Raw genomic sequence first — 19386 nt, forward strand, 5'->3', positions numbered from 1 at the left:
GGCTACCGTTCGCGCCAGCGGGCCGGAGGCCTTAAGCCCGCCCTGTACTGCGAAGCAGTCAGGGTCGGGTAGTTTACAATATGGTGATTAATTGTTAAAGCGTTAAAGCCGGGCAGAATGAGCACTTAGTACCGATGCTCCCCTACCCAGAGGCCGACCAATGCTGCCTTGCCCCAGGGATCCACTTTCACTTCTGCCCGCGTGGCTTCAGGGTAACGCCGAATATCCTCTTCCAAGGCATCTCCAATCGCTTCGGGAATAAAAAATTCTTCGATTCCCAACTTGAGCTGCTGCCCGTCAAACCAGCCTCGCAGCACTTTCTCTTCAGGCTGCAAATCTTTGGGCATCTCCCGGCTGACACCGATTGCTTGCCAAGGTTGAGTGGGATCCCCTGCGGGGGGAGCCAAGCGCAGATAAAGGATCCCTGGGGTCTCCAATTCAGGTGACCAACCCGGCAGTTGCTCTAGGGTGGAGCGTCGACCGACGACGTAGCCCAAGGCCACATACCGGCCCCGCAAAAGGTCATAGGGATCCACAGGGGCCGTTTGCAGGTAGATCGTGGTTCCGACAGCAAGAGTCAGCGCTTGCCGAGCCGGTATCAGCAGAACGATACCCAGCTGCAGCAGTAGGGGTAGCCAAAACCGCCATTTGGGCAGGAATCCCTTCCTAGAAAGATTCAATGGGCCAGCCATAGTAGCCAGAGAGAGTGACCTCTCTCTTATGGCACAGGTTCGCCGATCCCGGACAGAAGCGGGTAGAAGTGCCCCACCGGCCCCTGCCCTGACCCGATGGCCAAAGGATGTCGCAGCGCCTCCGTTACATAGGCTTTGGCCGCCACCGTGGCCGCAAAGGGATCCTTACCCCAGGCCATCTGCGCTGCAATGGCCGCCGAGAGGGTACAGCCGGTGCCGTGGGTGTGGCGGGTGGGGATCCGCTCTGTTTTCAGCACTTCCAGTCGCTCGCCATCGAACCACACATCCACCCCCTGCAGTTCCCCCGGCATACCCCCACCTTTGACCAACACCGCTCCACAGCCCAGGGTGCGAATCTGCTGAGCCGCCGTTTGCATATCCGCCAGGGACTGCAGCTCCAGCCCCGTTAAAATTTGCGCCTCATAGCGATTGGGGGTCAGTACCTGGGCCAAGGGGATCAGCCGCTCGCGGATGGCCTGAATGGCTTCATCTGCCAGCAACTTTGCTCCCGTGCGGGACACCATCACCGGATCCACCACCAGAGGCCGCAACGCCCAGCGCTCCACCTGACGGGCTACCTCCAGCACGATCTCGGCATTCAGCAACATGCCCGTCTTGATCCCTTGCACCCCAATGTCCTGCACCACGGCCTCGATTTGGGCGGCCACGGCTTCGGGGGGCAGCGCATCGACCCGGCTCACCCCAAGGGTATTTTGGGCAGTCACGCAGGTCAGGGCAGAGGTACCGTGTACCCGTTGGAAAGCAAAGGTGCGCAAATCCGCTTGGATCCCTGCTCCCCCACCACTGTCGGATCCAGCGATGGTGAGGGCGACAGGGGGGTGCTGCTCGGCCAGCAGTGGAGCCGGAGTTGGTTCAGATGCAGAGACAGACATTGGCCAAACGACAAAAATGGGCAAGGGTACCGATAGCCATTTCCATCAATCAATATGAACCATCTCTTTAACGTAGCAATGAAACTGTTGGTTCTCGATTGGTCTGAGACCACTGGGGTATTGGGAAAACTCTTGCAGACGTCTGTCAAGAAGCTGACTAAGAGTGAGTTGTCCTAGTCTAAATCCGAGTAGCCCTCATCAGTGGTGGCGACCACCTCAACCCAGGCTCTATCCCCCTCCACCGCCGTCAAGCTCCAGCGCAGAAGCCGAGCCGGCTGGCCCAGCTCCCGGTCAACTTGCTGACAGAGGGATTGCTCCAGTTGCGGGGCAGAGAGAGGCGAGCTCAACGGCAGAGATAGGTGCAACAAATGCAACTTCACAGGAGTCGAGAACTGATCTCGCCAAGGAAACAGACTTACTTTCGATAACTTCTAACACTAAGAATCCAACAATATAAACTAATGTAGTATTTTCAGATTAGGCTGAGACAGCCGGGCTACTGAGAAAAACCTTTTGGGCCCCTGCATTATTGCTCCGCAACGCTATTGCTCCGCAACGCTGACGCGAAGACGCGACCAAGGTTTTAGTTGTGGGTACAGTGTCCTAGTTTGAATCGAAATGACTACAACACCTACTAACAAGTAGACCTGAACAGAAATCCGGCACGGTTAGGAGCCAAACTGCAAACGGTAAACCTCTTCCTCTTGATCGGTCTCCACCTCCAAATCGGAGGTAGCATAGGCTACACACAGCAGCACAAACCCTTGGGCCTGCAGTTCTGGCCCAATCCCCATTGCCTCTGTCTGAGTCACAGATCCCGACTTCAGCCGCCCCGCACAGGTGGTGCAAACCCCCGCCTGACAAGAGGAAGGTAGCTCTATCCCGTGTTCAAGAGCAGCTTGTAAAACCGTCTGATCCGCAGAGGCAGGGAAGCGGTAGGTTTGGCCGCGGTGATGAAGGGTTACTTGATAAGCCGTAGCAGACATCAGGAACGGGCTCCCGACGGAGTACGGGTCACCGTCAGAGACTGTGGCTGGCGCATTTTCTTCACCAGAGCCTGGATCTTTTTGGCTCCTTCCTTTTGCAGGTCGGCGATGTAGTGGCCTTTGAGCCGCTCCGCCTCAGCTTCATCGGAGAAGGGGCCGTAGTAGTAGGTGCAGTCCTCGGTGGTGATCTCGATCCAGACCGACAGGCCGCGCAGCTTATCCAACAGATTGGCCAAAGGGTTGCTCACGGGATCCATCCCCCATTATTAAGTCTAGCAATCATTGGATGTCCTTTTGCAATCCCCTAGATTCTACTACTTTTATTGACGATTTGTTGAGGAATGTATCAACCTCAGGGCGTTTGAGGTGGTGGGGAGAGCGCTGCCGGTGGATTTCGTAGAGGGCAATGCCGGCGGCCACAGAAGCATTCAAGCTTTCAGTACGGCCTGCCAAGGGAATGGACAGCAGTTGGTCACAATGGCGCTGTGTGAGCAGGCTAATCCCTTCCCCCTCGGATCCCACCACCAAGGCAATGGGCCGTTGAAAATCGGCTCTATAGATGAGGTCAGTCCCTCGGCTGGTGGTGCCATAAACCCAAAACCCCTGCTCTTTGAGGTATTCCAAAGCCCGATTCAAATTCACCACCCGCGCCACCGGCAAGGTGGAGAGGGCTCCCGCCGCTACCTTCATCACCGTCGAGGTTACCCCTGCTGCCCGCCGTTGTGGGATCACCATCCCCTGCATGCCAAAAGCCTCCACACTACGGGCAATGGCTCCCAAGTTATGGGGATCCTGGATCCCGTCTAGGACTACCAGCACTGGATTGGGGCTGGCCTGCCGGCTTCTTTCCACCAAATCCTCCAGGGCCACGTACTGATAAGGCGTGGCTTGGGCAGCGATACCCTGGTGGTTGGCGCCAGCCGTGAGGGCGTTCAGCCGCTTTGGAGACACTTCGTCGATAACGGTGCCCCGCGCTTTGGCTTCTTCCAACAGAGACAAAAATTGGGGGCTGTAGCGCAACTTCGGCAAGATCCAAACCCGATTGAGGGTGGCTTGACTTTTCAAAGCAGCCAGTACTGTCTGGCGACCGTAGATAATCTCTTGCTCCAGCTCGGTCTGCGGATTCCCGTCGGCCTGAGGCTGAACTTCCCCTGGCAAGATCCCTGTCTCGCCAGTGGAGAGGCCGGGATCCAGCTCGCCTACTGGTTGAGGAGCCATCTTGCCTTGGGGCCACTGCCGCTGTGCGTTGCGGCGGATCGGCTTCACCGGAGCCTCTTGGGTGGCAAGCTTGGGATCCCCGTCTCGGCGTTTGGGCCGCTGTACCCGCTTGCTAACGGATTGCCCTGCCCTTCGCGGCTGCAGTTTGCCCGAGCGAGACAGCCGTGAAGCAGGTTTGCGCTGAGAAGTCTTGGGCATGGGCGTGGAAGATGGAAAGACGGAAAGACTATCCTAACCTTCCCACTCGCCTAGGGTCTCAGCCAAAACATCAGTGAGGGCGAGGATATGGCGCAGCCGTTCGGGATTGGCCAGGTAGAGATAGCCCAGAACTGTTTCCAGGCCGCTGGCGTTTTGGTAATCGGCCAGAGGCAGATGCCGGGGTGGGCGACCGCAGCCATTGCGACCCCAGCGGACAATTTCCTGCTCTTCGGGGTTGAGATGGGGCAACAGGGCCAACAGCAGCTTAGCCTGAGCCGAGCCGCGCACCCGCCTCACCACCTGCTGATGATAGCGCTCCAGTCGATCCGGAGGAAATAGCCGTTGCCGCCGCACATGCAGTTCGTAAATGGCGTCTCCCAAGTAGGCCAAGGCTGCGGGCGATAGGCGGCGAATCTCGGCCAAGGAGGGCCTTTCGGAAGTGGGCTCGAACAGCAGATCGTTCACAGCAGCTCACGAAAGATAGGCAGAAAAAATGTCTAGAACCGCTGTCATCGGCTCATTGCAGGATTCAGTCCATGCTAAGACAAGCTTCCTCTGGTCTGCTAGCCTGACTCGCGCTCTTTCCCCCCTTGCAGGTGATTTGGATCACGAGGCCCAGAGAGAAAAGGTGCTATCGAGTAGACAGGGCAAAGCCGGTTAAGGGGCTGATGTTATGAGCCTTGAAAAGCCAGTTGGAGTTACTGCCAAGAATCTGGAGAGCAAAATCCAAGAAATTGTGGGTGAGCTGGCCAGCGATCAGCGTGAAAGGCTGGAAGGTAAGGCCGAGCAAACAAAGGCAGCCACCCACCTTGGAGTCGAGGATGCTCGAGAAGCGATTAAAGACGTTGTGGATGATCCAACGGATGGCCAATAGCTCCAGTTAAGATGCGGGGACAAGGAGATCTGCATTCAGCAAAAGCAGGTAGGCGACGACCGCCCCCCCCATACCCCCTACCAAAAAGCCAGCGGCCAATTCGCTCCAAGATTGGGATCCCCCTACCGGCCCTATGTTGCGCTGCGAAGTGACAGTGCCGTAGAGAGAAAGGGCCGCCGTCAGAATCAAGATCAGGCCACAGGCTCCCAAAAAGCCGCTCAGCAGACCGATGGGCTCGTTGCGCAGCGGCCCCAGCTTGGCAAAGGGGCCTACCAGCCAATAGCCGTGGGCCATACCGATTTCCAAGCCCCGCCAAATGGAACTCAATCCCGGTCGGTTGATGGGCAGCCAGTCGATCAACAGCCGGACAACAGGCGCGTGGTTGATCGGTGTCCAGAGATCCCCAATTTGCGGATCTCCCTCAGGGACGGTGACGTATCCCTTATTCATGTTCAACCTATTCAACGGAGCAGGATCGGCATTGGGTTCGACCATTTCAGCAACTCTGTGTCCAGTTCAAAGGAGGATGGAAAAAAGCCTAAAAAAGCAGGGATCCCACCGGGCGTAGGTTGCGCTGGGGATCCCTGGCCTACACTCAGAACGTCAAAATGTCGGGGAAGAAGCGATTGATCTCGATGAACAGGGCAAAAACAAAGCTGGAAAACAGGATAAATGCCACCGGAGCAGTGGTGAGAAACTTGGTGAAATCAGCCATAGACGCCTCTCAAAAGTTAAATAAATCGAGTTAGAAAGCCGGGCTCAGCTCCTCAGCGGGGGGAGATGGGCACAGCCGCTTCCGGCTCTCGAATTTCGCCGCTGGCAATTTCCTTAAAAGCAGCAGCGGGCCAAGCCAAAGCCGTGAGGAAGCACCGCAGCGCCAGCGGTACATCGATCAGGCTTTCTTTCATTTCGGGGCTATCCTCATCCCGAACCGCGATCAGGTAAGAACGCCCCGCCCAGCCCAGCCAACCGGCAATATACAGGAAGAGCAGACCGGGGATGAGAAACTCGCCCGCATGGTTCAACCGACCATCCGTAACCAGGTGGGGCAGGCCCTCTTCGCCGCAGAGCAGCTTGCTGTAGCGCTCAAAGCGCTTGCTGGTTTGGGCCAGCTTTTGCTGGTAAACAGGGGCCATAGCAGGGCTGGCGTTGAGGATCTTCTCCTCTAGGCTGCTCAGGCGTTCGTTCATCAGGGCCTGAAAGGCGGGAACTTCGCTGCAAGGTTTCAGACCGATCAAGGGCTCTGCCTGCACAGATTGGGCGAGGCCAAGCGCGATGCAAAGGGCCAAAAGAAGGCTTAAAAAGGTTCGCATAGCAGGATGTGTCCTTGAGGTAGGGGTCTAGGATCTGTCCAAATGCTAAGGGATGCTAAGTGCAGCAACAGGCACTAAACGGTTAGTATCATACTCCTGAGCGCCTCGCCCCGACGGATCCTGAGTTTTAGCTCACACAATTCTTAATTTAAGGATCCCAAGGCTTTCCTATTCCTTTCCCCAGCTTGCTCTCCCATGCCCCGCGTCCTTGCCATCGAAACCAGTTGTGACGAAACGGCTGTGGCTGTGGTGGCGGCGGATGCAGCCTGGCCGGGGTTTGCCCCACGGCAGCTCAGCTCCGTGGTGGCCAGCCAAATCGACCTCCATGCAGCCTACGGGGGGGTGGTGCCGGAGGTGGCCTCACGGCAGCATGTGGAAACTCTGCCCTTTGTGCTGGAGGCTGCTCTGCAGCAGGCCGGATTGGAGGTGGCCGAGGTAGATGCCATTGCCGTAACTTGTGCGCCGGGCCTGGTGGGATCCCTGCTGGTGGGGCTGATGGGGGCCAAGACCCTGGCTTTGCTTTACGACAAGCCCCTGATCGGGGTGCATCATCTGGAGGGCCATCTCTTCAGCGGCTTCTTGGCAGAGCCCGATTTGCGCCCCCCCTGCCTCTGCCTTTTGGTATCGGGAGGCCATACCAGCCTGATTTGGATGAAGGACTACGGGGACTACCAGACGGTGGGCCGCACCCGCGACGATGCTGCCGGCGAGGCATTTGATAAGGTGGCGCGGCTGTTGGGGCTGGGCTACCCGGGGGGGCCGCAGATCGACCGTTGGGCTCAGCAGGGGGATCCGCAGCGCTTTCCCCTGCCTGAGGGCAAAGTGGAGCATCCCTACGACACAAGCTTCAGCGGCCTGAAAACGGCGGTGTTGCGCCTAGTCCAGCAGTTGCAGCAGCAAGGCCAGGAGTTGCCCATTGCCGATATTGCCGCCAGCTTCCAGGCCTGTCTGACCCATGTGCTCACCGAAAAGGCAGTGGCCTGCGCCGAGGCGCTGGGCCTCTCGACACTGCTGCTGACCGGAGGGGTGGCTGCCAATCGAGAGCTGAGGGCCCGCCTCAGGGAAGCAGCCCGGCAAAAGGGGTTGCGGGTGGTGATCCCGCCTCTAGCCCTCTGCACCGACAATGCGGCCATGATCGGGGCGGCTGGGCTCTGCCACTGGCTGCGGGGGGAGGTCTCGCCGCTGGAGCTGGGGGTGGCCTCTCGCCTGCCCCTGGAAGGGATCCCTTCCCTCTACATGGATGGGGGCGGAGCTCACAGAGAAGAACAGACGGGATCCGCCGCCCTCTGACGTTGCCTCACCTCAAGGTAGATGAGCAGCGCGTTGATGTCGGCGGGGTTGACACCGCCGATGCGGGCTGCCTGGCCCACGGTGAGGGGACGCACCGCCGAGAGCTTATCCCGCGACTCTTTGGAGAGGGTGGGGATGGAGTGGTAGTCCAGATCGGGGGGCAGAGGGCGATGGTACTGTTTGCTCACCTGCTCGATTTGGCTTTGCTGCCGCTGGATGTAGCCGCTGTATTTGACGGCAATTTCCGCTGCTTCCTGCTCAAAGGGATCCAGCTCGGCATCCCCCAGCCCCAGTTCCAGGAGATCGGAGTAGTGGATCTGGTTGCGGCGCAAGATCTCGGCCAGAGTGGCGGATCCCTTGATCCCCTGCCCCGTCAGTTGGCTTAGTTGGATGCCGGCCAGGTCGTGGGCCTTCACCCGCTGCGTTTCCAGGCGCTCGATTTCTGCGGCAATGCGCGCTTGCTTGGCTTGGAACAGGGCCCAGCGCCGGTCATCGATCAAGCCCCATTCTCGCCCCAGGGGGGTGAGCCGTTGGTCGGCATTGTCGGAGCGCAGGATGAGGCGGTATTCGGAGCGGCTGGTGAGCATGCGGTAGGGCTCCCGCAGTTCTTTGGTGCAGAGATCGTCGATGAGGGTGCCGATGTAGCTGGACTCCCGCGGCAGGGTGACCAGGGGCTTGCCTTGAACCAGGCGGGCGGCGTTGATCCCGGCTATGAGCCCCTGAGCTGCCGCCTCTTCGTAGCCGGTGGTGCCGTTGATCTGGCCGGCGCAAAACAACCCCTGCACCTTTTTGGTCATCAGAGTGGGGTAGAGCTGGGTGGCCGGCAGATAGTCGTATTCCACCGCATAGGCAGGCCGCAGCATGACGCACCGCTCCAGGCCAGGCAAGGAGCGCAACATCTGGATCTGGATTTTCTCAGGCATCCCCGTGGAGAACCCCTGGATGTAGAGCTCCGGCAGATCCCGCCCTTCCGGCTCAATAAAAATCTGATGGCTTTCCTTGTCGGCAAAGCGGACAATCTTGTCTTCGATGCTGGGGCAGTAGCGGGGCCCTTTGGCCTCCACCCAGCCGCCATAGACAGGGGTTTCGTGGAGATTTTCCCGGATGATGCGGTGGGTCTCTGGGGTGGTGCGGGTCAAGTAGCAATCCATCTGCTCCCTTGGCACCCACACCTCGGGGTCGAAGCTAAACCAGCGCACATCGGGATCCCCCGGTTGCCGCTCCATGACCGAAAAATCCACGCTGCGCCGATCCACGCGGGCAGGGGTGCCGGTTTTCAGCCGGCCCGTTTCAAAGCCCAGTTGGCGCAGGGTGTCGGTCAGCCCTTCCACGGCAAATTCCCCTGCCCGTCCGGCAGATTGCCAGTGACGGCCAATCCAGATGCGCCCCCCCAAAAACGTGCCGGTGGTCAGGATCACCGCTCGGCAGCCGAAGATGGTGCCAAAGTGGGTGACCACGCCGACAATCTCATCGTTGCGCTCCAGCACCAAATCGGTGACAGTGCCCTCGCGAATCGTCAGGTTAGGCTGGTTTTCCACCACCGAGCGCATCACCCGCGCATATTCCCTTTTGTCGGTTTGCGCCCGCAGCGCCCACACCGCCGGCCCCCGCGAACGGTTGAGCACCCGCTTTTGCAAATAGGTGCGGTCGGTAACTTTGCCCATCTCGCCGCCGAGAGCATCGATTTCGTGCACCAGCTGCGATTTGGCCGGGCCGCCGACGGCAGGGTTACAGGGTTGCCAGGCGATCTTGTCCAGATTCAATGTCAGCATGAGGGTGTTACAGCCCAGCCGCGCTGCTGCCAATGCTGCCTCACAGCCGGAGTGCCCCCCGCCGACCACCACCACATCGTAGTGATCGAGAAAATCAATGCTGTCCCGTCCAACTCTGAGCATAGGGTGGCAATTCCAAAATGAATAGCCGGGATCCCCGGTCTTTTAATTTTCAGGTTATTTCAGCTCGCTTATCCAGCTTAGCGATGGCGGCAACGGATAGGGTTATTTGCGACCGGCTTGAGGCAGGCAGAGCAGTAGGGAAAGTTTTCTGTTGCCCTGGGAAATAAAGTTGGGTAGAGGCTCAGTTCCCAGCCTAAGTCACCTGATTGAAGAGTTGAAGAGACCTCAGGGCGCTGGGATCAGCTCCCCCAAGGCTGCCGATAGCAGGGGATCCCAGAGGAAAGGGCAGAGTCGCCCAAGGGATGTTGCGGCTCATACAAACACCAGACAGCCCGCCTGAGAGAGCCAAGCACCGATTCCATTATCCTCAACCGGATCTAATCCAGACTATTTTAGTCAGGTTTAGTTGACGCGGCAGATTGCGGGTGATAAGATTCCCCCCAACGATAGGTAAGTTCAATCCAGCGCCCACCCTTTCCTTCACCTTGAGGCTGCCCATGTCCCAAACTCTTTCCGAACGCCCGCTCAGCCCTGCCGATTCCCCGTTGGCCTCTGCCTTGCACAGCTCCAAGGTGGGCTTCAGCCGTTTGCGCTGTCGGGAGTGTGGGGCAGAGTATGAGCCGGTCGCCAAGCATGTTTGTGAGCTGTGTTTCGGCCCCCTCGAAGTGGCTTATGACTACGACTGGCTGAGGCACAGCGTCAGCCGGCAGAGCATCCAAGCTGGGCCGCTGTCTATCTGGCGCTATCGGCCTTTTCTGCCAGTAACTTCTGAAAAGCCCATCGATGTGGGCACCGGCATGACCCCGCTGGTTAAGGCGGAGCGGCTGGGTCGGCGGCTGGGGTTAAAAAATCTTTACATCAAGAACGATGCCGTCAACATGCCCACCCTTAGCTTCAAGGATCGGGTGGTGTCGGTGGCGCTGACCCGCGCCAAGGAGCTGGGTTTTACCACCGTTTCCTGCGCCAGCACGGGCAATCTGGCCAACTCCACCGCTGCTATTGCCGCCCACGCCGGCTTGGACTGCACCATCTTCATCCCGGCGGACTTAGAAGCGGGCAAAGTGCTGGGATCCCTGATTTACAACCCCACCGTCATGGCGGTGGAGGGCAACTACGACCAGGTGAACCGCCTCTGCGCCGAGGTGGCGGATCGCTACGGCTGGGGCTTCGTCAATATCAACCTGCGCCCCTACTACTCGGAAGGCTCCAAAACCCTGGCCTACGAGGTGGTGGAGCAACTGGGCTGGCAACTGCCGGATCAGGTGGTGATCCCATTGGCCTCGGGATCCCTGTACACCAAGGTTTATAAAGGCTTCCAGGAGTTTGTGAAGGTGGGGCTGGTGGCGGATAAGCCGGTCGCCTTCCACGGCGCACAGGCGCAGGGCTGCGCGCCCATTGCCCAAGCCTTCCGCGAGGGACGGGATTTTGTCACTCCGGTTAAGCCCAATACCATCGCCAAGTCCATCGCCATCGGCAACCCTGCCGACGGGATCTACGCCCTGGAGATCGCCCGCAAAACCGGCGGCCAGATCGAGACGGCTGCCGATCCGGAGATTGTTGCCGGCATCAAGCTTTTGGCCGAGACCGAAGGCATCTTCACCGAGACTGCCGGCGGCACCACCATTGCCGTGCTCAAACACCTGGCAGAATCCGGTCAAATCGATCCGGAGGCGGTTACAGTAGCCTACATTACCGGCAACGGCCTGAAGACCCAGGAGGCGGTTCAACCCCACGTAGGCCATCCTCTGGTGATCTCGCCCAAGCTGGAGAGCTTTGAACAGGCTTTGGAGCGCGCCCGCACCCTAGAGCGGCTGGACTGGCAAGAGGCATCAGTATGAACTCGGTTTGCAGGGAAGACCCTCTCCATTGCCTCTTAACAGAATCTTAATGAAGAACTGTTAAGATCCCTGGCGTAGACCTATTGGCTCAGGAGCTTTGCACAATGCCTATCTTTCCTTCTGTTCAACGCCTTGTTCGCCGTTGGATCCCGTTGGCGGCTGTAGTGGCCCCGCTTGTCTTTGCTCCTGCGGCCCAGCCTCAAGGGCTAAACACCATTGCCGTTGAGCTGGAAACTTTGCCCAGCAGCTACTCGACGCTGGCGGCAGCTTTGCGGGCGACGGGCCTGAATACGGCGTTGGCAGGGCCGGGGCCGTTCACGGTCTTTGCCCCTTCCGATGTGGCCTTTGGGCAACTGCCGCCGGGTACGGTGGAGACGCTGTTGCAGCCGGCCAGCCGGGCTCAGCTCACCCGCATTCTCACGTATCATGTGGTGCCGGGGCGGATTACCTCGTTTGACCTGCGGCCCGGCCAATCGACCACTCTGACCACCTTGGCAGGGCTGCCGCTGCAGGTGCAGGTGGGATCCGATGGCAGCATCCGGGTCAACGGGGCTAACGTGAACCTGGCGGATATTCCAGTTTCCAACGGCGTGATTCACGGCATCGATGGGGTGCTGCTACCCTAGTTTTTTGATGTTGGTTAATGGACGAGGCATTGGGCTATGGCAGTCAAGGTGCTGATTCCCAACACGCTGCGGGCGCTCACCCAGGATCAGGGGGTGGTGAATTGCGAGGGATCCACCATCCGCGAATTGTTGGATGCTTTGGAACAACGCTGTCCGGGGATTAAGGCGCGGCTGTGCGATGAGAAGGGGGAATTGCGCCGCTTCGTCAACTTTTATGTGAACAGCGAAGACATTCGCTTCCTCAAGGGATGTGACACCCCTCTGCAAGATGGGGATGAGGTGAGCATCGTCCCTGCCGTTGCTGGGGGCTGAGGGCTGCCAAGCCTGCCGTGGACGCTGTGGAGTGGTTGAGCCAGCCGGCCCCGCTGGTGGCACCTGCCTTGCTGGGCATGGTTCTGGTGCGGCAATTTGCCGATGGGCTGCAGGTGCGGGCCCAGATCGTAGAGACGGAGGCCTACACGGCTGGGGATCCGGCCTGCCATGCCTACCGCCGCAAGACCCAACGCAACCAGGTCATGTTTGGCCCGCCAGGGCATCTCTACATCTATCGCATCTACGGCCTCTACCACTGTCTAAATATCGTTACCGAGCCAGAAGGGATCCCGGCGGCGGTTCTGATCCGGGCAGCTCAGTTGGATCGCCTGCCAGACTGGATCCCGGCCAACAAACAGAATCAGCCAGCACGGGCGGCGGCGGGGCCGGGCCTGCTCTGTCAAGCACTGCGCATCGACGGATCCCACAACGGCTGGCGGCTAGAGCGGGCGGAAGCCGGCCAGGAAGGCATTTGGCTGGAGGGATCCCCCTCTTGGCAAACGCAGTTGTCCATCGTCCAGACCACCCGCATCGGCATCACCCAAGGAGCCGAGATCCCGTGGCGCTGGTACATTGGTGGACATCCGGCGGTGTCGCGCTATTAGTGGAGGCAGGCGGACAATGCTCGCAGAAGGCAGTGGCTAAAGGACTCCGTCCCGCTGACGCGAACGGCAGGGGCTGCCTGGGCTGGTCAGCGGGGTTGTGCTGCTCTTGCTGGGGTTGCCCGCGTTGGCCCAGCCTGTTCCAACTTTTCCAGGACTCTTGACGATGCAAGCCCAGACCCACTTCACCTATCGCACCGGGTTTCAGCGCTGGCGGGCGGGAGAAGCTCAGGGGTTTCAGGACTGGTCAACCCAAGGGATCCGCCTGAACGCCCAAGGGCAATTGGTCTTGGATCCAGAGGGTTTGCGGCAAGAAGTCAGCCTTGAAGAGCCTGAGGTGGCGCTAAGGACTCCGTCCCGCTTACGCGATCGGGGGCGCCCTTTCTATCCCCTTGGCCCCTACTGGGTGGGAGAAGCCACCAGCCCAGCAGTCCCCACCAGCTTCCCTATGGTCGGGGCAATCGCTTCCTGGAATGCCACCACGCCCCCCGGCACCTGGTTGGAACTGTGGATTCGGGCCAAGCTTTCAGACCGCTGGACAAAGTGGTATCACGGCGGGGTATGGGCTGCGGATCCCTTGACTCTGGCCAGCCACTCAGTGCAAGGACAAGGGGATGAGGATGGCAACCTGTACACGGACTTGCTGGTGCTCAAGGATACCCTCAACGGAGCAGAAGCCTTCCAGGTCAGGGTGCGCCTGTTCACGCAAGAGCCAGGCCGTTCTGCCGTTGTGGATCAGGTGGCAGTTGCCATTTCCAACGAGCCGGTCAGGCCCAGCCGCCTATCCCCTGGGGATCCCAGCCGCTGGGGCAAAATCTTGGATCTGCCTTGGTGCTCCCAGATGGTGTACCCCGATGGGGGAGAGGTCTGGTGTAGCCCCACCTCTTTGGCGATGGTGATGGCCTACTGGAAGCGGGATCCCCGCCCCTGTGAGGTGTTGGTGCGCGCAGCAGTGGCCGGTGTGTATGACCGGGTTTACCAGGGCCATGGCAACTGGGCTTTCAACGTCGCCCATGCTGCCGAGCAAGGTTTGTCCGGCGTGGTGGCGCGGCTGGAGAGCTTGGCTCAAGCAGAAGCCTGGATCGCGGCAGGGGTTCCGGTGATCCTCAGCTATGCTTGGGGTGAGGGAGAACTGGAAGGGGCGCCAATTCCCAGAAGCAACGGCCATCTGGCGGTGCTGGTGGGGTTTGCTCGCGGCAGCGGTGCGGAGCAGTTTAGCCATGGGGATCCCATCCTCCACGATCCGGCAGCCAAAACCAACGAAGAGGTTCGCCGTACCTACCGCCGCGAACAGCTAGAGTCGTTGTGGCTGGAGCACTCCGGGGGTACCGTCTACTTGATTCATCCGCGAGAGTGGCCTGTCCCCACTCTATAGCCGAACCGGGCGAACGCGGGCAGCATCGACTTACAGCGCTACCGCTATGGCCTGGATGATTTCCTGGCCGCTGAAACTGCTATCTGGTCTTTCGGTGGGGATTTGAGTAAGGATAGATGGAGTGAGGAGTGCGACTCACCTGCGGGTGAGGATGGTTGGTCATGAATAGGAATGCGGTTCAGGGGCCAAGGCATTGGTCGAGGTGGCTCCTGCGGCAGAGAGGGTGCTGGGCAATTCTCGCCGGTTTGTACGCTGATGAAGGTAAGCGTGGGGGTTTGGGTTTCCGCCATTTCCCAGTTTGTGGGAGGGGATGAGCTGCATCATGCCACGACGGGCTTCCCTGACACCGCTACCTTGGCCTGCGCTGAGTGCCTTGGTGCTGGCTCTCTCGGGCTGTGGCGAGTTTCCTTCTTCTAGTCTGTCTCCCAGCGTTCTTCCCCCTGCGGCCCTACAGCCGGTTTCAACCCCAACTCCTCTCCCTCTCTCCCCGCTTTCTCTGACTTTTGAGCAAGCGCGTCAGGCCGGCTTGTCGGTGCCCAGCAACCGCATCGTTCTGCTGCTCCAGGAACAGGGATCCGATCTGGTGGCCCAGCTACCGGCCTCAGAGGTGGATCGCTGGCTGGCCCGCACTCCCACCTGGCCGGGGGTGGAAGGGATCGACCTGAGCATTACCCTGGGCACCTATCGCCAAACCGCCACTGCCCCTCTGCGCCTGGGGCAACCGGCCACTTTCACCTTCACCAATCCTCCCGCCGGAGAAGCGGAGCTCAGCGCCATCGCCTATCGGGGATCCACCACTCTGGCGCAGGGGAAGGGATCCCTGACCCTTTCTGCCCGCTCTGGGAGTTCTGGCAGTGTCAATCGTCCTCCCCAAGACACAGAGCGCCAGCGCCGCCTTTCTATGTTGGTGCTCTCTGAGGTGGGGGTACCGCTGCTGCACACCAGCTCGGCAGCGCCCACCCTTGGCCAGCCGTTGCTGCTCTCAGGGGAAAATTTGGAGCGGGTGGAAACAGTTCTCTTTGCTGCAGCAGCCAATCCCGAGCGCATCCTGAGGGGGGAAATTCGCTCCCGCAGCGGTGACCGTTTGGTGGTGATGCCGCCTTCTTCTCTTTCCGGCTCAGTTTGGGTTGCTGTTGCGGATGCTTCCGGGCAAGGGTTGGGCACTCTGGTCTACGATTGGCCTGCCGCTACTCCTTCCCCCAGCCCCTCTCCCACCCCCACTGCTCCGGCAGCATCGGCCTGGGTGGTGGAAACTTTGCTGGATGGCCGCACCTCGCCCGCGGCAGATTCTGTCGGCAACGCCCCTGATAACACCGGCACCGAGTCCAGGATCTACCTGCAGCAAATCAGCGGCATTGCTGTGGATCCTGAAGGAGCCTTCTATTTAGCCGATAGAGCCCAGCACCGCATCTTCCGGCTGTCTCCAGAGGGGGAATTGGAAGTTTGGGCCGGCACAGGCCAAGCAGGCCGCCGCGACGGAGCAGCCAATCAAGCTCAGTTTGACTCCCCACAGGGGCTGCTCTGGGATCCCAAGGGGGGATTGTGGGTGGCCGACAGCGGCAACCATTGCCTGCGCTATATCAACCTGCAACGACAGGTGAGCACCTTTGCCGGCACTTGTATAGCCGGATACCGAGATGGGGGGCTTGACCGAGCTCAGTTCCGGGAGCCATCTGGGCTGGCTTTGGGTTCAGATGGCAGCCTCTACGTTGCCGACCGCGCCAATCGCCGCATCCGCCGCATCACCCCTGCAGGTGAAGTGACCACGGTTGCCGGCACCGGCCAGCCGGGATCCGTCGATGGCCCAGCAGAACAGGCCCAGCTCCTGCAGCCCACGGCTCTGGCGGTGGATAAGGAGGGGAACCTCTGGATTGCCGATGGACATCGCCTGCGCCGGCTCTCTGCTGGCGGACGAGTGACCACCCTCTCCGGGGCAGAGCCAGGCTATCGGGATGGCCCCCTGGCAGAGGCCCGTTTTCAAACCCTGGGGGGGCTGGCCTTCGATGCGGCAGGCAACCTCTGGGTGGCCGACCGAGATAACCATCGCATTCGTCGTCTTCAGCCTGGGGGACAAGTTTCCACCTTGGCCGGACAGAATCAGCGCGGTTGGCAGGATGGCCCCACCTCGGCAGCCCGGTTTGAGCAGCCTGCCGGCTTGGCAGTCTTAGCGGATGGCAGTGTGGTGGTGGTGGATGCCGGCTTGCCGGGCTTGCGTCGCATAAGCCGCGTTGCTTCTGGGCCTGTCACCCCAACCCCTGGGGGATCTCTGTAGGCTCTTGACAGGCCGCCGTCTCTCAGGTTTCACAGGGATCCCCATCTACTCAATCACCACACTCTTCGGGCCGGCGTTCACCTCTGGGCGACCCTGATTGAAGTTGGCCAGGAAGGTGTCTGGATCTTTGAGGCTGAAGACCAGCTTTTTGCAGGGCACTTGCAGCCCCACCGGCCCCAGCAACGGAATAAAAAGAGGCTTTTCCTGCACCAGTGGAATGGCAATTACCCCTTGGGTGCTGGTGACCGGGCCAACGATCCCCTGAAAATCGGTGCGCACGCCCACCCCGTAGTACCAGGGCCAGGGAAAGCGCTCCCCTCGCCCCAACTCGCTCAAGGAGAACGTCTCGTTGAACAGGCTGCCCGCCCGCACAATGAGCTTGTCTTGCAGCAGATCGACATAGGCCGCCTCGCTGCTCACCCCAAACAGAGCCAGCGGCAAACTGGCTAGGGGATTGGAGTCGATGGCCATGTAATAACGCATGAGAAGTCTCCGAGTTCACAGATGGGTGACCAGGTGAGCCGCGGCCCCTAGCCTTGCCAATTATAAAAAATCTTCCCCGTTGCTCGACTGACCAAAAGGGATCCCATCTGCCCATTAGCTAACCGAGTATGATGGGTTGCTTGGAGCGTCCTTTGAGGACTCCGTCCCGCTAACGCGAACAGCAAGCCACTGGCCAGCGAGGAAAACAGGATGGATCTGCGAGCCCTCATTCGCTTGGTGCCCGATTTTCCCAGACCCGGCATCCTCTTTCGGGATATGACCCCCCTGCTGCAGGATCCGGCAGGCTTCCGGGCGGCTATTGAACAGTTGGCCGCCGGCACCACCGGCATGGGATCCCTAGATTATGTGGTCGGCATCGAGTCGCGGGGGTTCATTTTAGGGGCTGCTTTGGCACAACACCTGGGCTTGGGCTTTGTCCCGGTTCGCAAGCCAGGCAAACTGCCGCCGCCGGTGCTCAGCCAGACTTACAGCCTGGAATACGGCCAAGACCAGCTCCAACTGCACGCCCACGCCCTGCGGCCTGGAGAGCGGGTGTTGATCGTGGATGATGTCATTGCCACCGGGGGTACAGCCGCTGCCACCGCCCAATTGGTGGCCCAGAGCGGCGCTGAGGTGGGGGGATTTGCCTTCTTAATCGAGCTGGCCTTTTTGTCCGGCTGCAAGGCTCTTCCCCCTGGGATCCCTGCCCATGTGGTGATGGTAGAGGAAGGCAACTGAGTTCCTCAAGTAAGGTGCACCGACTGTTGGACGAGGATCCCTGGTGTTTTGGGCAAAGGTTGGCTCAAGCGGCTGATCTGAGCCTGCGCCTGCAGTTGTTCGTCAATCCAGTCCGCCAGTTCCCGCATGTAAAGCGCCACATGGATCGCCTGGTCGCGCTGTGCTGGCTCCACACCTTTTTCCGCCAGGCGGGCCAGAATTACGGGATCGCTCAGCTCCTCCAGGGCGGCAAAGTCTTCCGGTTGGTCGAACCCCAGCTCTGCCATTTTCTCGAACACATACCCCAGCCGCAGGCCGGTGGCCTCGCACTGCCCCTCCAGTTGCCAGGGATCCCGCAGGGCCAGGGCAGCAGTTCGGTAGGCGGTTTGGGCAATGGAGCGCCAGGTGCCGCGGTGAATGCGCAGGCTCAATTGGTGCCGGTTCCATCCCAGGGCTTCTCGCACCAGCAGGCCGCAATTGCAGCGGGTGCTGTCCCGCCAACAATACTCCCAGTCCCAGAAGCCCCAGTGTTGGGATTGGATACGATCCGCGGTGCGGCGCAGGAGAGCCGCCAACTCAGGTGTGGGGCGCATGGGGCAACACAGAGCTAAACAAAAAACAACAAAACAAAAAACAACAAATATAGAGCGCCTCCAGTCTAGGCAGGCGAGCGATGGAGAACAAGCCCAGCTCAATCTTCTTTACATTCCTGGTCGCAACAGCATTGCGGAGCAACATATTCCTGTTCGGGCCTGTCCTCCGAGGGCAAAGCTCGTTGCCGTTGCCAAGCCCCCCAAGCCACCCCTGCCAACACCAGCGAGGCCCCGCCCAGGTAGGTGCCTCCTGCCGGCAAGCCCGCCAAAGCCAAAGCCAGGGATCCCCCCCAAAGGGTCATGGCGTAGATGAGCAGCACTGAATGCCGATGGGATAGGCCGGCTTTGAGCAAGCGGTGGTGCAAGTGGCCTTTGTCGGGATGGAAAGGCGACTTCCCCCCGGCCAGCCGCTTGAGGATTACGGTGGACATATCCAGGATCGGCACCGCCAAGATAAAGAAAGGCAGAGCCACTGCCAGCGTGGTCACCCCCTTGGCCACCCCGATCACCCCAATCCCAGCCAGGGTAAAGCCCAAAAAATAGGCCCCCCCATCCCCCATGAAGATCTGCGCTGGGTTGAAGTTGTAGCGCAAAAAGCCTAGGCAAGCTCCCGCCAAAGCCGCCGCCAGCATGGCCGCCGCCGGTCGATCCAGCAGCAGGGTTACGATCAGCATCACCACTGCCGCAATTCCCGACACCCCTGCCGCCAGCCCATCCAGCCCGTCCATGAAGTTGATGGCGTTGGCCATCCCCACCAGCCAGAACAGGGTAATCAGCAGGCTCAACCACACCGGAAAGGGCCAGATCCCTCTCCCGGGCAGACTGATGAACTCAATGCGCACCCCTACTCCCCAAGCGGCAGCAGCCACGCCGAATTGCATCAACAAGCGGGAAAAAGGCGACAGGTGAAACAGGTCGTCCGCCAGGCCAATCAAAAAAAACAAAACCCCACCGATCGTCACCCCCCAAATCTCGTACTCCTGCTCGGTGCGCAAGCCCCCAAAAGCTCCGGCTCCCCAGAGCAACAGCAGGGCCACCAAGTTGCCAAAAAAGATGGAAACCCCCCCCAGGCGCACCATCGGTTGCCGGTGGATCTTGCGCTCGTCGGGAAAGTCCAACTGGCCACTGCGGATCCCGACCGCCTTCACCACCGGGGTTGCCCACAGAACCACACAGGCAGCAGCCAGAAAGGCAACCAAGTAGGGCATA

The 19386-nt window shown here is 60.0% G+C and carries 23 protein-coding genes; 9 read left to right on the top strand and 14 right to left on the bottom strand.

Annotated elements, in window-relative coordinates:
- Positions 1-125 precede the first annotated feature (125 nt).
- From NW834_RS03775 to NW834_RS03805, 7 genes are all read right to left on the bottom strand, one after another.
- Positions 126-692 (bottom strand): GDYXXLXY domain-containing protein, encoded by a 567-nt coding sequence (locus NW834_RS03775; RefSeq protein ID WP_414418744.1) that lies wholly within the window; start codon positions 690-692, stop codon positions 126-128.
- 26 nt (positions 693-718) lie between these two features.
- Complete coding sequence (thiD, locus tag NW834_RS03780; RefSeq protein ID WP_414418743.1) at positions 719-1585, bottom strand: bifunctional hydroxymethylpyrimidine kinase/phosphomethylpyrimidine kinase; 867 nt, start codon at positions 1583-1585, stop codon at positions 719-721.
- 173 nt (positions 1586-1758) lie between these two features.
- Positions 1759-1965: a hypothetical protein gene (locus tag NW834_RS03785; protein ID WP_414332282.1), complete on the bottom strand. Its 207-nt coding sequence runs from the start codon at positions 1963-1965 to the stop codon at positions 1759-1761.
- A gap of 288 nt (positions 1966-2253) precedes the next feature.
- Positions 2254-2571 (bottom strand): 2Fe-2S iron-sulfur cluster-binding protein, encoded by a 318-nt coding sequence (locus NW834_RS03790; RefSeq protein ID WP_011434371.1) that lies wholly within the window; start codon positions 2569-2571, stop codon positions 2254-2256.
- Positions 2571-2828: a DUF1816 domain-containing protein gene (locus tag NW834_RS03795; RefSeq protein ID WP_414406460.1), complete on the bottom strand. Its 258-nt coding sequence runs from the start codon at positions 2826-2828 to the stop codon at positions 2571-2573. The genes NW834_RS03790 and NW834_RS03795 overlap by 1 nt, the downstream gene beginning before the upstream one ends.
- Positions 2829-2850: 22 nt before the next feature.
- Entirely contained in the window at positions 2851-3987 is a 1137-nt protein-coding gene (gene rlmB / locus NW834_RS03800; protein WP_414418742.1) for a 23S rRNA (guanosine(2251)-2'-O)-methyltransferase RlmB, read from the bottom strand.
- 33 nt (positions 3988-4020) lie between these two features.
- On the bottom strand, positions 4021-4452 hold the full coding sequence (locus tag NW834_RS03805) for a ribonuclease III domain-containing protein (RefSeq protein WP_011434368.1): 432 nt from the start codon (positions 4450-4452) through the stop codon (positions 4021-4023).
- A 208-nt stretch (positions 4453-4660) separates the two neighbouring features.
- Here NW834_RS03805 and NW834_RS03810 point away from each other — a divergent pair, with 208 nt between their 5' ends.
- Positions 4661-4861 (top strand): CsbD family protein, encoded by a 201-nt coding sequence (locus NW834_RS03810; protein WP_414418741.1) that lies wholly within the window; start codon positions 4661-4663, stop codon positions 4859-4861.
- Positions 4862-4867: 6 nt separating this feature from the next.
- Here NW834_RS03810 and NW834_RS03815 read toward each other — a convergent pair whose 3' ends face one another.
- The 3 genes from NW834_RS03815 to NW834_RS03825 all read right to left on the bottom strand — a co-directional run bounded on the left by NW834_RS03815 (position 4868) and on the right by NW834_RS03825 (position 6174).
- Positions 4868-5356 (bottom strand): photosystem I reaction center protein subunit XI, encoded by a 489-nt coding sequence (locus NW834_RS03815; protein ID WP_414332284.1) that lies wholly within the window; start codon positions 5354-5356, stop codon positions 4868-4870.
- Between the two features lie 100 nt (positions 5357-5456).
- Positions 5457-5576, bottom strand: coding sequence for a photosystem I reaction center subunit IX (locus tag NW834_RS03820; RefSeq protein ID WP_011434365.1), 120 nt, complete (start codon positions 5574-5576; stop codon positions 5457-5459).
- Between the two features lie 52 nt (positions 5577-5628).
- Positions 5629-6174 carry a Photosystem I reaction center subunit III gene (locus NW834_RS03825; protein ID WP_414342216.1) on the bottom strand — a complete coding sequence of 182 codons (546 nt, stop codon included), beginning with the start codon at positions 6172-6174 and terminating at the stop codon, positions 5629-5631.
- 195 nt (positions 6175-6369) lie between these two features.
- On the opposite strand from NW834_RS03825, the gene tsaD reads away from it, so the two are divergent.
- Entirely contained in the window at positions 6370-7464 is a 1095-nt protein-coding gene (tsaD, locus tag NW834_RS03830) for a tRNA (adenosine(37)-N6)-threonylcarbamoyltransferase complex transferase subunit TsaD (RefSeq protein WP_414418740.1), read from the top strand.
- Here tsaD and mnmG read toward each other — a convergent pair.
- Positions 7428-9359, bottom strand: a complete 1932-nt coding sequence (mnmG, locus tag NW834_RS03835) for a tRNA uridine-5-carboxymethylaminomethyl(34) synthesis enzyme MnmG (protein WP_414331619.1) — start codon at positions 9357-9359, stop codon at positions 7428-7430. The two genes, tsaD and mnmG, sit on opposite strands and share 37 nt — an antisense overlap.
- Before the next feature lie 497 nt (positions 9360-9856).
- On the opposite strand from mnmG, the gene thrC reads away from it, so the two are divergent.
- The 6 genes from thrC to NW834_RS03865 all read left to right on the top strand — a co-directional run bounded on the left by thrC (position 9857) and on the right by NW834_RS03865 (position 16384).
- Positions 9857-11197, top strand: coding sequence for a threonine synthase (thrC, locus tag NW834_RS03840; protein WP_414418739.1), 1341 nt, complete (start codon positions 9857-9859; stop codon positions 11195-11197).
- A 104-nt stretch (positions 11198-11301) separates the two neighbouring features.
- On the top strand, positions 11302-11823 hold the full coding sequence (locus tag NW834_RS03845) for a fasciclin domain-containing protein (protein WP_011434359.1): 522 nt from the start codon (positions 11302-11304) through the stop codon (positions 11821-11823).
- A gap of 36 nt (positions 11824-11859) precedes the next feature.
- Complete coding sequence (locus tag NW834_RS03850; protein ID WP_011434358.1) at positions 11860-12135, top strand: ubiquitin-like small modifier protein 1; 276 nt, start codon at positions 11860-11862, stop codon at positions 12133-12135.
- A gap of 26 nt (positions 12136-12161) precedes the next feature.
- A complete protein-coding gene (locus tag NW834_RS03855) occupies positions 12162-12740 on the top strand; it encodes a DNA-3-methyladenine glycosylase (protein ID WP_011434357.1) in 579 nt (192 codons plus the stop codon).
- A 163-nt stretch (positions 12741-12903) separates the two neighbouring features.
- On the top strand, positions 12904-14112 hold the full coding sequence (locus NW834_RS03860) for a peptidase C39 family protein (RefSeq protein ID WP_414418738.1): 1209 nt from the start codon (positions 12904-12906) through the stop codon (positions 14110-14112).
- Between the two features lie 322 nt (positions 14113-14434).
- A complete protein-coding gene (locus NW834_RS03865; RefSeq protein ID WP_414418737.1) occupies positions 14435-16384 on the top strand; it encodes an NHL repeat-containing protein in 1950 nt (649 codons plus the stop codon).
- A gap of 45 nt (positions 16385-16429) precedes the next feature.
- On the opposite strand, the gene NW834_RS03870 is transcribed toward NW834_RS03865, so the two are convergent.
- Positions 16430-16867 (bottom strand): hypothetical protein, encoded by a 438-nt coding sequence (locus NW834_RS03870; RefSeq protein ID WP_011434354.1) that lies wholly within the window; start codon positions 16865-16867, stop codon positions 16430-16432.
- A 210-nt stretch (positions 16868-17077) separates the two neighbouring features.
- Between NW834_RS03870 and NW834_RS03875 the strand changes: the two genes are divergently transcribed.
- Positions 17078-17605: an adenine phosphoribosyltransferase gene (locus tag NW834_RS03875; protein ID WP_011434353.1), complete on the top strand. Its 528-nt coding sequence runs from the start codon at positions 17078-17080 to the stop codon at positions 17603-17605.
- Positions 17606-17610: 5 nt separating this feature from the next.
- On the opposite strand, the gene NW834_RS03880 is transcribed toward NW834_RS03875, so the two are convergent.
- Together NW834_RS03880 and NW834_RS03885 are read right to left on the bottom strand one after the other, a co-directional pair.
- Positions 17611-18177: a hypothetical protein gene (locus NW834_RS03880; protein ID WP_414418736.1), complete on the bottom strand. Its 567-nt coding sequence runs from the start codon at positions 18175-18177 to the stop codon at positions 17611-17613.
- Positions 18178-18275: 98 nt separating this feature from the next.
- The gene (locus NW834_RS03885) at positions 18276-19385 is read right to left on the bottom strand and encodes a glycosyltransferase family 4 protein (protein ID WP_414418735.1); all 1110 of its coding nucleotides are present in this window, start codon (positions 19383-19385) and stop codon (positions 18276-18278) included.
- Between the last annotated feature and the right edge of the window lies 1 nt (position 19386).

It is taken from the genome of Synechococcus sp. R60.1, assembly GCF_047461835.1.
Lineage (GTDB): Bacteria > Cyanobacteriota > Cyanobacteriia > Thermostichales > Thermostichaceae > Thermostichus.

Excerpts from the sequence above, each read along its gene's own strand:
- NW834_RS03845 (WP_011434359.1), top strand. The coding sequence starts at position 11,302 with ATGCCTATCTTTCCTTCTGTTCAACGCCTTGTTCGCCGTTGGATCCCG.
- NW834_RS03870 (WP_011434354.1), bottom strand. The coding sequence starts at position 16,867 with ATGCGTTATTACATGGCCATCGACTCCAATCCCCTAGCCAGTTTGCCG.
- thiD (WP_414418743.1), bottom strand. The coding sequence starts at position 1,585 with ATGTCTGTCTCTGCATCTGAACCAACTCCGGCTCCACTGCTGGCCGAG.
- NW834_RS03790 (WP_011434371.1), bottom strand. The coding sequence starts at position 2,571 with ATGTCTGCTACGGCTTATCAAGTAACCCTTCATCACCGCGGCCAAACC.
- NW834_RS03810 (WP_414418741.1), top strand. The coding sequence starts at position 4,661 with ATGAGCCTTGAAAAGCCAGTTGGAGTTACTGCCAAGAATCTGGAGAGC.
- mnmG (WP_414331619.1), bottom strand. The coding sequence starts at position 9,359 with ATGCTCAGAGTTGGACGGGACAGCATTGATTTTCTCGATCACTACGAT.
- rlmB (WP_414418742.1), bottom strand. The coding sequence starts at position 3,987 with ATGCCCAAGACTTCTCAGCGCAAACCTGCTTCACGGCTGTCTCGCTCG.
- NW834_RS03850 (WP_011434358.1), top strand. The coding sequence starts at position 11,860 with ATGGCAGTCAAGGTGCTGATTCCCAACACGCTGCGGGCGCTCACCCAG.
- NW834_RS03820 (WP_011434365.1), bottom strand. The coding sequence starts at position 5,576 with ATGGCTGATTTCACCAAGTTTCTCACCACTGCTCCGGTGGCATTTATC.
- tsaD (WP_414418740.1), top strand. The coding sequence starts at position 6,370 with ATGCCCCGCGTCCTTGCCATCGAAACCAGTTGTGACGAAACGGCTGTG.
- thrC (WP_414418739.1), top strand. The coding sequence starts at position 9,857 with ATGTCCCAAACTCTTTCCGAACGCCCGCTCAGCCCTGCCGATTCCCCG.
- NW834_RS03795 (WP_414406460.1), bottom strand. The coding sequence starts at position 2,828 with ATGGATCCCGTGAGCAACCCTTTGGCCAATCTGTTGGATAAGCTGCGC.
- NW834_RS03880 (WP_414418736.1), bottom strand. The coding sequence starts at position 18,177 with ATGCGCCCCACACCTGAGTTGGCGGCTCTCCTGCGCCGCACCGCGGAT.
- NW834_RS03825 (WP_414342216.1), bottom strand. The coding sequence starts at position 6,174 with ATGCGAACCTTTTTAAGCCTTCTTTTGGCCCTTTGCATCGCGCTTGGC.
- NW834_RS03775 (WP_414418744.1), bottom strand. The coding sequence starts at position 692 with ATGGCTGGCCCATTGAATCTTTCTAGGAAGGGATTCCTGCCCAAATGG.
- NW834_RS03875 (WP_011434353.1), top strand. The coding sequence starts at position 17,078 with ATGGATCTGCGAGCCCTCATTCGCTTGGTGCCCGATTTTCCCAGACCC.
- NW834_RS03815 (WP_414332284.1), bottom strand. The coding sequence starts at position 5,356 with ATGGTCGAACCCAATGCCGATCCTGCTCCGTTGAATAGGTTGAACATG.
- NW834_RS03865 (WP_414418737.1), top strand. The coding sequence starts at position 14,435 with ATGCCACGACGGGCTTCCCTGACACCGCTACCTTGGCCTGCGCTGAGT.
- NW834_RS03860 (WP_414418738.1), top strand. The coding sequence starts at position 12,904 with ATGCAAGCCCAGACCCACTTCACCTATCGCACCGGGTTTCAGCGCTGG.
- NW834_RS03885 (WP_414418735.1), bottom strand. The coding sequence starts at position 19,385 with ATGCCCTACTTGGTTGCCTTTCTGGCTGCTGCCTGTGTGGTTCTGTGG.